Origin of the sequence: Dokdonella sp., from assembly GCF_035511235.1 — a bacterium.
Lineage (GTDB): Bacteria > Pseudomonadota > Gammaproteobacteria > Xanthomonadales > Rhodanobacteraceae > Dokdonella.
Window position 1 is genome coordinate 133,353 of record NZ_DATKFQ010000036.1, and the last position, 12,534, is coordinate 145,886.

The window sequence follows — 12,534 nt, forward strand, 5'->3', positions numbered from 1 at the left end:
GCGCAGGCGTCCTTGCGTGAGACCGCCCCATTGTTCCGTCCACACGGGCGCGGGCCGTGCCGCCCGATGCCGTCGACGGGTCCGGCGGCGAGCGTCCAATGCCGCGATGGGCGGATGGACGGCGTCCGCCCCTTTCCGTCAGTCGCCGGACGGCGCGGGCTCGGCCTTCTCGGCCGGCGGCGTCTGCTCGAGCGGCTGCAGCGGTCCGACCGTGGCGGTGCCCTTCCATTGCGCGTCGCGCAGCGCGAAATAGGCCTTCGGATCGGTCGGATTGACGTCGTTGAGCCCGCGCACGGCCTGGCCGCAGCCGGACTCGCCGATCACGATGTTGCCGATCACGATGCCGCCGATGTTCATGCAGTTGCCGCCGCCGTTGCTGGCGGCGCTGCTGGCGCTGCGGACGCTGAGGTCGTCGTAGCCGGTGCGCGAGCCGGTGGTGTTGAGGCGCACCGAGCCGAGCTCGCCGGCGACGCGGCGCTTGGCGACCGCATCGCCGTACTCGGCGGCGAGATCGGCGCGGATCCGTTCGGCACGCGCGCGCTGCTCGGGCGAGAGCTGTGCCGCGACACGGTCGCGCGTGGTGACGAAATCGGGATACTGGCGCTCGGCAGCCAGATCGATCCACGCATAGGCGGTGGCCGGATCGGCGGCGACGCCCTCGCCGTTGAGATACATCAGTCCGATGCTGAGCTGCGAAGGCTTGTCGGCGTAGCGGGCGCCGATCAGGAAGAACTTCATCGCGCTGGCGTAGCGGCCGCGCGCGTGCGCGGCCAGGCCCTGCGAGAAGCCCATGACGTCGCTGTAGCCGCGTACCGGATTGACCCGGCCGAGCTTGGCGACGGTGCGCTCGTACTCGCGCGGGCTGATCGTGATCACGTCCGCGTCGGCGGCGCCGCGCGCCGGATCCGACTGCGCTGCGGCGCCGTCCTCGACGGCGAACGCCGCGCTGGACAGCGACAGCGATGCGGCGATCAGACCCGCGCCCAGGACGGTTCGGTGAATCATGCGGCTGCTCCTCGGTCGGGCGGCGACAGACGCCCGCGGCGGCATCATGCGACCTGGCCCGTGCCGGCGCAACGCGTCGCACTGGTGCGCCTGCGCGGGTCCGTCCAGGCCGTTCAACAGGCGAACGGCGGCGGATAACGGCGCCCCGGCCGCAACGGGCGGAAGCAGGCCTCGGTCCGGTAGAACGCCTCCGGCGGCGGACGAAGGTGCCAGCCCGGAATGCCGGCCAGCGGCAGCGGACGCAGCTCCTGCGGATCGGCGAGCAGCCGGCACTCGGCGATCGCCTGCGCGAGCGCCGCCTCCGGCTCCGGCCAGGCGCCGACCAGGGCGTCGGCCGCGAGGCCGCGCGCGGCGAGCCGGGCGGCACCGACACGGACCACCAGCGCCTTGGCAGTCGGCCGGTGCGCGTGCCGCACCGCGTGCTCGAGCAGCGCGTGGCCGAACACCGTCACCGCGACCTGCCGGCCCCAGGCGTCGGCGTGACGATGGAACAGGCCGGTCCAGTCGTGCGCGTCCCAGCACGCCAGCACCGCCTCGTCGGCGATCCAGACGATCGCGCCGGCCTCGTCGAAATGCGTCAGCGCGCACTGGCCGCGCGTGCGCAGGCGCGGCCCGACCCGTTCGATATCGGCGACCTGCCGTGCGTTGAGCGCCCATTTCAGCGCCGGATGACGCAGCCAGATCAGCGCGTTGAACAGATCGTGCACGCCGCTGCTGCGCGTCGCCAGCACGCCGTCGCGGGCGATGCGCGACTCGTAGTGCAGGCCGTCGGCGAGCAGGGCCGGCGTCTGCTCGCGCACCGCCGGTCGCGGCACGCCGTCACGCGCCGAGGCTGCGCGAAAGAGCCGGTCGAGCGCAGCGACGTCGACTTGCGGTCCCGGCAGCGTGTCACGCCACGCGCTCAGCGGCGGCCGCTCGGTCGCCGCATCCCAGGCGGCGCGTTCGGCCGGCTCGGGCGCCATCCGGGGGGCCGCTGCGCTGCGCGCGGTCAGGCGCCGGCGAGCCAGCGCAGCAGCTGGCCGGTGACCCAGGCCAGATACGTGCCGGTCGCGTAGCCGACCACGCCGAGCAGCACGCCGACCGGTGCCAGCGACGGATGGAACGCCGCCGCGACCACCGGCGCCGAGGCCGCCGCGCCGATGTTGCCCTGCGAGCCGATCGCGAAATAGAACAGCGGCGCCTTGATCAGCCGGCCGGCGGTGTACAGCAAGGCGGCGTGCACGAGCATCCAGATCGCGCCGAGCGCGAACAGCCACGGCCGGTCGAGCAAGGCGCGCAGGTCCATCTGCATGCCGATGCTGGCGATCAGCACGTACAGCAGCACCGAGCCGAACTTCGACGCGCCCACGCCCTCGAGCCGGCTCGCGCGCGTGAAGCTCAGGCTCACGCCGATCGTCGTCGTCAGCATGACGACCCAGAAGAATTTCGAGGTCAGGCTGAAGCGCGACAGCCCGGGCGCCTCGGCGGCGATCCAGGCCGAGACCGGACCGCCGATCGCATGTGCCAGGCCGGTCGCGGCGAAGCCGACGCCGAGCACGACCATCATGTCGGCCAGCGCCGGATTGCGTGCATGCTGCGCATGCCAGTGCTCGATGCGCCGCTTCAGATCGTCGATCGCGCGGGTGTCGGCGCCGGACCGGGCATCGACGCTGGCCGCGCGGCCGGACAGGAACAGCAAAAATGCCATCCACAGGCTCGCGACGATGACGTCGACCGCCGCGAACTGGCCGAACGTGTTCGCGTCGACCTGGAAGATCTCGCGCATCGCGACCATGTTCGCGCCGCCGCCGATCCAGCTGCCGGCCAGCGCGGCCATGCCGGCCCAGGTGTCGCCGGCGACGGTCTCCGGATGGATCCAGCCGATGACCAGGAAGGCGACCGGTCCGCCGATCATCACGCCGAGCGTGCCGACCGCGAACATGATCAGCAGCTTGGGCCCCAGGCCGAGCAGGCCCTTGATGTCGATCGACAGCGTCAGCAGCACCAGTGCGGTCGGCAGCAGGTAGTCGCGCGCGACCGGATACAGCGCCGCGGCGTGGCCGTCGATGATGCCGAAGGTGTTGAACAGCGCCGGGATGCAGTAGCACAGCATCAGCGCCGGCACGACCGAATAGAAGCGCCGCCAGAACGGGGCCGGGCTCGATGCGGTCCAGAACACCAGCGCGAGGATCGCGGCGACCAGGCCGAGTACGACGCCGTCGTCGGTGATCAGGGCGGTGTTCGTCGGCATCGGCACGTTCCGGCGGGCATTCGGGAATGCCGAAGCCTAACCGGAGCGACACCGGCGATGCACGCGCCTCAGATGCGCACCGCGTCCAGATCGTGCTCGGACGCGCCGGTCACGCGCACGCGCGCGAACTGGCCCGGACGCAAGCCGGCGCCATCGGCGACCTGCACGATGCCGTCGATCTCGGGCGCGTCGGCGGCCGAGCGCGCGATCGCGACGTCGCCGTCGATCTCGTCGACCAGCACCTCGATCTCGCGCCCGATCTTCGCGCGCAGCCGCGCGGCGCTGATCCTCGCCTGCACGGCCATGAAGCGCTCCAGGCGCTCGTGCTTGACCGCTTCGGGCACCGGATCGGGCAGATCGTTGGCGCGGGCGCCCTCGACCGGCGAATACGCGAAGCAGCCGACGCGATCGAGCTGCGCGGCCTCGATGAAGTCGAGCAGCTCGCCGAACTCGGCCTCGGTCTCGCCCGGGAAGCCGACGATGAAGGTGCTGCGCAAGGTCAGCTCCGGGCAGGCCGCGCGCCAGGCCTGCACGCGCTGCAGCGTGCGGTCGACCGCGCCGGGCCGCTTCATCAGCTTGAGGATGCGCGGGCTGGCGTGCTGCAGCGGAATGTCCAGGTACGGCAGGATGCGGCCGTCGGCCATCAGCTCGATGACCTCGTCCACGTGCGGATACGGATAGACGTAGTGCAGCCGCACCCAGGCGCCGAGCTCCGCCAGCGCCGCGCACAGCGCGGTCATCTGCGTGCGCCGCGGCTGGCCGCGCCAGTCGCGCTCGGCATAGCGCAGGTCCACGCCGTAGGCGCTGGTGTCCTGCGAGATCACCAGCAGCTCCTTGACGCCGCCGCGCACCAGCTTCTCGGCCTCGATCAGCACCTCGTCGACCGGCCGCGACACCAGGTCGCCGCGCATCGACGGGATGATGCAGAACGTGCAGCGGTGATTGCAGCCCTCGGAGATCTTGAGATACGCATAGTGCTTCGGCGTCAGCTTGACGCCGACGCCGGGCTCCGGGACCGGCAGCAGATCGGTGAAGCGGTCGCGCCGCGGCGGCAGCGCCTGGTGCACCGCGCTCAGCACGCTGGCGTAGTCCTGCGGACCGCTGATCGCGAGCACGTCCGGATGCGCGTCGCGGATCAGGTCGGCGCGCTTGCCGAGGCAGCCGGTCACGATCACGCGGCCGTTCTCCTCGAGCGCCTCGCCGATCGCGTCCAGCGACTCCTCGACCGCCGCGTCGATGAAGCCGCAGGTGTTGACGACGACGACGTCGGCCGCGTCGTAGCTGGGCACGATCGCATAGCCCTCCACGCGCAGCTGGGTCAGGATGCGCTCGGAGTCCACCAGCGCCTTGGGACAGCCGAGGCTGACGAAGCCGACTTTCGGGGCGTTTTGCACGATCTCGTTAACATTTCGTGGGATCGCGAAGTTTACACTCGCCACCAGCCACGCGGCAGCGCGCAACGCTCGCGGCCGTCGTCCCCTGTTTCGAATGGCCATGTCACATACGAGACGCCTGACCGGCTGCTGCCTCGCCCTGCTGCTGGCATCGACGGCGGGTGTTCCGGCCACGCCGGCCTCCGAGGAGACCTTTCCGAGTGCCCAGGTCGCGGCCGGCTCGCGCCGCGTCGCCGAGGGCCTCGACGCGATCGTCGGCTTCTCCGCCGAGATCTCCGGCCTCAACGCCGACCGTGCCGGCCGGCTGGCCGCCGCGCACGTCATCGCGCATCTGGCGCTGCTGTTCGAGGCGCGCGAGCTGGCCGACCGCCGCTGGGGCGAGGTCCAGGCCCTGGCCGATCGCGGCGGCGACCGCCCGCTGCTGGCCGAGGCCCTGCAGAACCGCGCCGAGATCGCGTTGCAGTCGGGCGACTACCGCCGTTGCGAGGCTTACGTCAGCCGCCTCGCGACGCTGCCGCTGCCGCACGGCAAAGCGACCGCCGAGCTGTTCCGCGCCGTGCTCGAGCGCCGCCAGGGCCGTCTCGACGCCGCCCTGCGCCACGGCGAACATGCCCTGGAGCTGTACCGCGCGCTCGGCGACCGGCTCGGCGAGGCCCAGGTGCTGGCCAATCTCGGCACCGCGATGCGCGATCGCGGCGACTATGCCAAGGCGCTCGACCTGCAGCTGGAGGCGCTGACGATCCGCGAGCGCTACGACGAGCAGACCGAAACCTCCTATCGCAACATCGCGCTGATCTACCGCGCGATCGAGGACGGCGACGCCGCCGCGGTCTATTTCGCGCATGCGCTGGACGCGGCGCGGCGCCGCGCCGCCCCGTCGCTGCTCGCGCCGATACTCGGCAGCTACGCCGGCCAGCTCAACGACCGCGAACGCTACGAGGAAGCGCTGCTGGCCGCGCGCGAGGCGCTGGCGATCGATCGCGCGATCGGCACGCGGCCCTCGCAGGGGCTGGAGCGGCTCGAGGCCGGGCGTGCACTGAGCGGCCTCGGCCGGCGCGAGGAAGCCGAGGCCGAATTCGAGCAGACGCTCGAGCTCGGCCGCGAGCTCGGCCAGCGCGAGATCGTCGCGACGGCTCTGCTGAATCTGGCCGGCCTGGCGATCGAACGGCGCGACCGCCTGCGCGCCCGCGCCCTGCTCGACGAGGCGATCGCCGGACTCGAATTCAGCCAGCTCAAGCCGCAGCTCGCCCAGGCCTACCAGCTGCGCGAGCAGCTGGCGCTGTCCGAGCACGACACACCGGCCGCGCTGCGCTACCTGTCGCGGCGGTCCGCGCTGCGCGAGGAGATGCTCGGCGCGCGCACCAGCCGCCAGCTCGCCGCGCTGCAGGTGCGCCATGCACGGCGCGACAGCGAGCAGCGCAATGCGCTGCTGACCAAGGAAAACGAGCTGCAGGCCACGCGGCTGCACAACCAGAAGCTCGAGCGCCAGTTCGGCCTGCTCGGCATCGGCACGCTGCTGATCGTGCTCGGCCTGCTGTCGTGGCGCTACATCGGCGTCAAGCAGCGCAACCAGCTGCTCGCGCGCGGCGCGGCGGAACTGGAACGGCAGCGTCAGATCCTGTCCGATGCCAACGGCAAGCTCGAGCGCCAGGCCGCCGAGCTCTACCAGGCCGCGATCGGCGATCCGCTGACCGGCGCGTACAACCGCGGCCACCTGATACGCCAGCTCGACGAGTCGATCGGCGACGCCGAGCGCCACGGCCACGACCTGAGCGTGCTGCTGATCGATTTCGACCATTTCAAGCAGCTCAACGATCTGCGCGGCCATCTGTTCGGCGACCGCGCGCTCGTGGTCGGCGTCCAGGCGATGCGGCAATGGCTCGAACCGGGCGACCTGCTCGGCCGCTTCGGCGGCGAGGAGTTCCTGATCGTATTGCCGCGCAGCGGCGGCGAGGCGGCCACGCAGGTCGCCGAGCGGATCTGCGAGAAGGTCGGCGATGCGCTGCGGACGCTCGATCCGACCGGTCCGGCGCGCACGATCAGCATCGGCCTGGCCAGCCTGTCGACGGTCGCCACGCGGCGACTGGAGGTACTGCTCGACGCGGCCGACCAGGCGCTCTACGCGGCCAAGGCGTCCGGCCGCAACCGAGTCATCCGCTATCCGTCGCCGACGCCGCTGACGCGCGGCTCGGTGGCCTGAGCCCGCGCGCGGCGCGCGCAGCAGACATCGCCGCAGCGGGCACTCGGGATTTCGCGCCCGGATCGCGTTCCGCGCCGCGGCGGACGCCGCGCGCCATGGCCTCGGCCGCGCCTCGCGACGGGTGTCTCAGGCGACCCGCGCGGCCGGTGCGTAGCCGCCGTCCGCGCGGTCGCGCCAGTACGGCGGCTGCGGCCAGGCCGCGGGCGCCTCGCCGTTGAGCGCGCGCTGCAGATCGCGCGGATCGAGCTGCGGCGCGATCAGTCCGGCCAGCGACGCGGCGTAGGCACGCAATACGCGGTCGCGCCGCAGCACCAGCCAGGTCGTGCATTCCGGAAACAGGCCGGCCGCGTCGAGCACGGCCAGGTCGCGTGCGTCCTCGTCGGCCAGCGCCATCTCGGCGAAGATGCCGACGCCGAGGCCGGCGCGCACGTAGGTCTTGATCAGGTCGGCATCGCGCGAGGTGCAGGCGAAGTTCGGCGTCGCGCCGGCATCCTCGAACACGCGCCGCAACGACGATTCGGGCCGCAGCGAGGACTCGTAGCTGACCAGCGGCTGGCCGATCAGGTCCTCGATCGCGAGCGGGCGCCGCAGCGCCGCCAGCGCATGCGCGCGCGGCACGACGACGACGCGCCGCCAGCGGAACAGCGGCACGGCCACGCCGTCGCCGGGCGCCGTGCCGGTCGTACTGATGATCGCCAGATCGGCCTCGCCGCGCTCGAACAGGCCCATGACCTGGGCGTCGCCGTGTGGCTTGAGATGCACGCCGATCGCCGGATACAGCCGCTTGAGCTCGGCGATCGCCGACGGCAGCACGAAGCGCGCCTGGGTATGCGTGGTCGTGATCGCGAGCTCGCCCTCCTGGTCGCCGCGCAGGTTGGCCGCGATCGCGCGGATGTTGCGCGCCTCGGCCAGGATCATGCGGGCACGATCGATGACCTGCTGTCCGGCCGGCGTCACGCTGGCCAGGCTCTTGCCCTTGCGCGCGAACAGCTGGAAGCCGAGCTCGTCCTCGAGCTGCTTGAGCTGCTTGCTGAGGCCGGGCTGGGTCGCGTGCACGTGCTCGGCGGCCTGGGTGATGTTGAGCCCGGCGTCGGAGATCGCGACCAGATAGCGCAGCTGCGTGAGTGTCATGACGATGCTCCGGGAGGAAAGCGCGCCGGCACGCCCGGGGCGGTCCGGCGTGCATGCTGCGAAGATCCGCATTCGCGGCGACGTGTCGCGGCATCATAGCCACAAGTTATTTGGACGTCCATCCGTCCGAACCGGATCTCGATGATGCGTCATGCCCTGCGGCCATATGCCTGGTCGTCGCGGTCATTTCCGCACCGTGCGCACCCTCGCTATGGTCCTCGCCGTGAACGATGCCGCCCCGCCACCGACGCTCTATCCGCTGTTCGCCGATCTGCGCGGCCGGACGGTGCTGGTGGTCGGCGGCGGCGCGGTCGCCACGCGCAAGATCGATGCGCTGCTGCGCACCGGCGCGGCGATCCGCGTCGGCGCGCCGCGGCTGACGCCGGCGCTCGCCGCGCGCGCCGCCGGCGGCGAGCTGGTCCATCTGCCGGGCCGCTTCGAGCCGGCCTGGCTCGACGCGGTCTGGCTCGTGATCGCGGCGACCGACGACGCGGCCTTGAATGCGACGATCGCCGCTGCGGCGACGCAGCGGCGCGTCTTCGTCAACGTCGTCGACGACGCCGGGCACTCGAGCTTCCAGGTGCCGGCCGTCGTCGATCGCGCGCCGCTGCAGATCGCGGTCTCCTCCGGCGGCGGCGCGCCGATGCTCGCGACCCTGCTGCGCGAGCGGCTCGAACGGCTGCTCGATCCGGCGCTCGGTCCGCTGGCCGCGCTGCTGGCGCGCCGGCGCGGCGCGATCCGCGAACGGCACGGCACGCCCGGCACGCGCCGCGGCGTCTACCGGCGCCTGCTCGACGGCGAGCTGCTCGCGCTGTTGCGCGCCGGACGCGAGCGCGAGGCCGAGGCGGCGCTCGAGCGCATGATCGCGGCGCCTTCCGCAGCGGCAGCGGGACGCGTCGCCCTGGTCGGCGCCGGCCCCGGCGATCCGGGCCTGCTGACGCTGCGCGCGCTGCGCGTCCTCAACGAGGCCGACGTCATCGTGCACGACCGGCTGGTCGCGCCGGCCGTGCTCGAGCTGGCGCGCCGCGATGCCGAGCGCATCGACGTCGGCAAGCAGGGCGGCGGCCGCGCGGTCACGCAGGCGCGCATCCACCAGATCCTGCTCGAGCACGCGCGCGCCGGGCGGCGCGTGGTCCGGCTCAAGGGCGGCGATCCGTTCGTGTTCGGACGCGGCGGCGAGGAGCTCGAGTTCCTGCGCGGGCACGCGATCGCCTACGAGGTCGTGCCCGGCATCACCGCCGCCCTGGCCTGCGCGGCCTACGCCGGCATTCCGCTGACCCATCGCGACCACGCGCAGTCGCTGCGGCTGCTGACCGCGCATTGCAAGGACTCGCTCGATACGCTCGACTGGCCCGCGCTGGCCGCCGAGCGGCAGACGCTGGCGCTGTACATGGCCGGCCTCGAGCTCGACACGCTGCGCGAGCGGCTGCTCGCGCACGGCCGCGATCCGCGCACGCCGTTCGCGCTGATCGAGAACGGCAGCCGCCCCGGGCAGCGCGTGATCTGCGGCGAGCTGGCCGACCTGCCGGCACTGGCGCGCCGGCATGCGCTGCGTTCGCCGAGCCTGCTGATCCTCGGCGAAGTGGCCGCGCTGGCGCCGTCGCTGGCCTGGTTCGGCGCGCCGGTCGTGGACGAGCGCGCGCACGGCGCGCCGCCGGCCGATGCGCCGGTCCTCGACGCAGCCCGCCACGACACCCGCCGTGCCCCGCATCCGCACCCGCCGCTGGTCGCGGCGGCCTGACCGCTTTCGTCCACCCGCCTCAGGAGACATCGATGTCGCTCAAACTCGGAGAGATCGCCCCGGACTTCAGTGCCGAGTCGACCCAGGGTCCGATCCGCTTCCACGACTACGCCGGCGACGGCTGGGTCGTGTTCTTCTCGCACCCGGCCGACTTCACGCCGGTCTGCACGACCGAGCTCGGTGTCTTCGCGCGCCGCCAGGACGAGTTCAGCGCACGCAACACGCGGCTGCTCGGCCTGTCGGTCGATCCGCTGGAGTCGCACCAGCGCTGGGTCGCCGACGTGGAGGACGTCGGCGGCACGACGCTCGGCTATCCTCTGCTGGCCGACCCGGACCGCCGCATCGCCGAGCTCTACGGCATGATCCATCCGGCCGCCGATCCCAAGGTGACCGTCCGCTCGGTGTTCATCGTCGATCCGCACAAGAAGGTGCGCCTGACGCTGACCTACCCGCCGAGCGCCGGCCGCAACGTCGACGAGATCCTGCGCGTGCTCGATTCGCTGCAGCTGACCGAGGGCCGCAAGCTGGCCACACCGGTGGACTGGAAGCCCGGCGAGGACGTCATCATCGCGCCGTCGGTCTCCGACGAGGATGCGCGTACACTGCATCCGGACGGCTGGAAGACGCTCAAGCCGTACCTGCGCACGGTACCGGCACCGCGTGCATGACGGTGGCGCGGCGGGCGGCCGGCGCACCGCAGGCGTCGGGGAGAGGCGTTCTGGACACCCGTGACGATCTGGCCGCCGCGATCGGCCGCACCCCGCTGATCCGGCTGCGCGGCGCGTCGGCGCAGACCGGCTGCGCGATCTACGGCAAGGCCGAGTTCGCGAACCCCGGCGGCTCGATCAAGGACCGCACCGCGCTCGGCCTGCTGCTCGAGGCCGAGCGCAGCGGCGCGATCCGGCCCGGCGGCACGATCGTCGAGGGCACCGCCGGCAATACCGGCATCGGCCTCGCCCTGCTCGGCGCCAGCCGCGGCTACCGCACGATCATCGCGATGCCCGCGACGCAGAGCCGCGAGAAGATCGATGCCTTGCGCGTGACCGGTGCCGAGGTGCATCTGGTGCCGGCCGTCGCCTACGCCGATCCGGGCCACTACGCGCACGTGGCGCGGCGTCTGGCCGCCGAGATCAACGCGCGCGAGGCCGGCAGCGCCTGGTTCGCGAACCAGTTCGACAACACCGCCAACCGCGACATCCACGAGACGACGACCGGGCCGGAGATCTGGGATCAGCTCGACGGCCGCGTCGACGGCTTCGTCTGCGCGAGCGGCACCGGCGGCACGCTGGCCGGCGTCGGCCGTGCGTTGAAGGCGCGCAACCGGCACGTGCGCATCGCGCTGGCCGATCCGGCCGGTTCGGCGCTGGCGTGCTACGTCAATACCGGCCGGCTCGAGGCCGAAGGCAGCTCGATCAGCGAGGGCATCGGATCGAGCCGCATCACCGCGAACTTCGCCGACGCGCCGATCGACCTGGCCTGGTCGATCCCCGACACCGAGTCGGTGCCGCTGGTGCATGCGCTGATCGCCGAGGAAGGACTCAACGTCGGCGGATCGAGCGGCGTCAGCATCGCCGGCGCGATCCGCCTGGCGCGCCGGCTCGGCCCCGGACATACGATCGTGACGATCCTCGCCGACGCCGGCACGCGCTATCAGGCCAAGCTGTTCAACCCGGCCTTCCTGCGCGACAAGGGACTGCCGGTGCCGGACTGGCTCGATCGCGCGTTTCCGTAGCCGGCCGCGCGACGCCGCCGGCCGCTACGCGTCCGGCAGATCCGGCATGCTCCGGCAGCAGCACCTCGGCGCGGCCGCGCGGTGCGACCGCCGCGCGGCGTCCCGCCGCCGGCGTCGGCGCGGCGCTCGTGGACCGGTCTCCGCGCCGCGGCCGCGCGCCTTTGCCAGTCCGCACGCGGGCTGGCACGCTGTCGCCTCGGCCCGCACCGGGCGCAGGCACCACGAGGACATGCGATGACCGAGCTGCACGACAAGGTGGTCTGGATCACCGGCGCGTCCGGCGGCATCGGCGAGGCGCTGGCGTACGGCGCGGCCGCACGCGGCGCGCGCCTGGTGCTGACCGCCCGGCGCGATGCCGAGCTCGAGCGCGTGCGCGCGGCCTGTCCCGATCCGGCCCGCGTGGCCCTGCTGCCGGCCGACCTCGAACGGATCGACGACGCGCAGGCGCTGGCCGACCGCGCCCAGGCGTTCTTCGGTCCGGTCGACGTGCTCGTCAACAACGCCGGCCTGTCGCAGCGCACGACCGCGCTGGAGACCTCGCTGGCCTCGTACCGGCGCCTGTTCGAGATCGACTTCTTCGCGCCGATCGCATTGACGCGGGCACTGCTGCCGGCGATGGCGGCACGCGGCAGCGGCCACGTGGTCGTCGTCAGCAGCGTGTTCGGCAAGATCGCGATGGCACGGCGCACCGGCTACGCGGCCGCCAAGCATGCGCTGCACGGCTACTACGACTGCGCGCGGATCGAGCTCGGCGATCGCGGCGTGCGCTTCACGCTGGCCTGTCCCGGCTTCGTCAGCACGGCGATCTCGCTCAATGCGCTGGGGCCGGAAGGCCGCGCCTGGGGCACGGTCGACAGCGACATCGGCCAGGGCATGACGCCGGCCGCCTGCGCCGAGCGCATCTGGCGAGCGGTCGAACGCGATCGCTACGAGGTCGTGATCGCCGGCCGCGAGCGCGTCGCGGTTTGGTTCAAGCGCTTCCTGCCGCTGCGCTGGTACACCGCGTTCGCGCGTCGCCTCAAGGTGTCCTGAGCGCCGGCGTCCACCGCACGGGAGCCAGCCGACGCCGGATCGCGCACCGCCGCGGACCGCGTTTACAGG

The 12,534-nt window shown here is 72.5% G+C and carries 10 protein-coding genes; 5 read left to right on the top strand and 5 right to left on the bottom strand.

Annotated features, from left to right (window positions below; all coding sequences use genetic code 11):
- Positions 1-138 precede the first annotated feature (138 nt).
- From VMR06_RS15620 to rimO, 4 genes are all read right to left on the bottom strand, one after another.
- Positions 139-1,005, bottom strand: a complete 867-nt coding sequence (locus tag VMR06_RS15620; protein ID WP_325377985.1) for a sel1 repeat family protein — start codon at positions 1,003-1,005, stop codon at positions 139-141.
- Between the two features lie 113 nt (positions 1,006-1,118).
- A complete protein-coding gene (locus VMR06_RS15625; RefSeq protein WP_325377987.1) occupies positions 1,119-1,967 on the bottom strand; it encodes a DUF3025 domain-containing protein in 849 nt (282 codons plus the stop codon).
- A 26-nt stretch (positions 1,968-1,993) separates the two neighbouring features.
- Complete coding sequence (locus VMR06_RS15630) at positions 1,994-3,235, bottom strand: DUF819 domain-containing protein (protein WP_325377989.1); 1,242 nt, start codon at positions 3,233-3,235, stop codon at positions 1,994-1,996.
- A 68-nt stretch (positions 3,236-3,303) separates the two neighbouring features.
- A complete protein-coding gene (gene rimO, locus VMR06_RS15635) occupies positions 3,304-4,632 on the bottom strand; it encodes a 30S ribosomal protein S12 methylthiotransferase RimO (protein ID WP_325378164.1) in 1,329 nt (442 codons plus the stop codon).
- 97 nt (positions 4,633-4,729) lie between these two features.
- Between rimO and VMR06_RS15640 the strand changes: the two genes are divergently transcribed.
- Positions 4,730-6,829 (top strand): diguanylate cyclase domain-containing protein, encoded by a 2,100-nt coding sequence (locus tag VMR06_RS15640; RefSeq protein WP_325377991.1) that lies wholly within the window; start codon positions 4,730-4,732, stop codon positions 6,827-6,829.
- A gap of 126 nt (positions 6,830-6,955) precedes the next feature.
- On the opposite strand, the gene VMR06_RS15645 is transcribed toward VMR06_RS15640, so the two are convergent.
- The gene (locus VMR06_RS15645) at positions 6,956-7,960 is read right to left on the bottom strand and encodes a LysR substrate-binding domain-containing protein (RefSeq protein ID WP_325377993.1); all 1,005 of its coding nucleotides are present in this window, start codon (positions 7,958-7,960) and stop codon (positions 6,956-6,958) included.
- A gap of 223 nt (positions 7,961-8,183) precedes the next feature.
- On the opposite strand from VMR06_RS15645, the gene cysG reads away from it, so the two are divergent.
- The 4 genes from cysG (at position 8,184) to VMR06_RS15665 (ending at position 12,465) form a co-directional block, all read left to right on the top strand.
- Complete coding sequence (cysG, locus tag VMR06_RS15650; protein WP_325377995.1) at positions 8,184-9,701, top strand: siroheme synthase CysG; 1,518 nt, start codon at positions 8,184-8,186, stop codon at positions 9,699-9,701.
- Positions 9,702-9,733: 32 nt separating this feature from the next.
- The gene (locus VMR06_RS15655) at positions 9,734-10,369 is read left to right on the top strand and encodes a peroxiredoxin (RefSeq protein WP_325377997.1); all 636 of its coding nucleotides are present in this window, start codon (positions 9,734-9,736) and stop codon (positions 10,367-10,369) included.
- Between the two features lie 50 nt (positions 10,370-10,419).
- A complete protein-coding gene (locus tag VMR06_RS15660; protein ID WP_325378166.1) occupies positions 10,420-11,433 on the top strand; it encodes a cysteine synthase A in 1,014 nt (337 codons plus the stop codon).
- Positions 11,434-11,667: 234 nt separating this feature from the next.
- A complete protein-coding gene (locus tag VMR06_RS15665) occupies positions 11,668-12,465 on the top strand; it encodes an SDR family oxidoreductase (RefSeq protein WP_325377999.1) in 798 nt (265 codons plus the stop codon).
- The last annotated feature ends 69 nt before the right edge of the window (positions 12,466-12,534 follow it).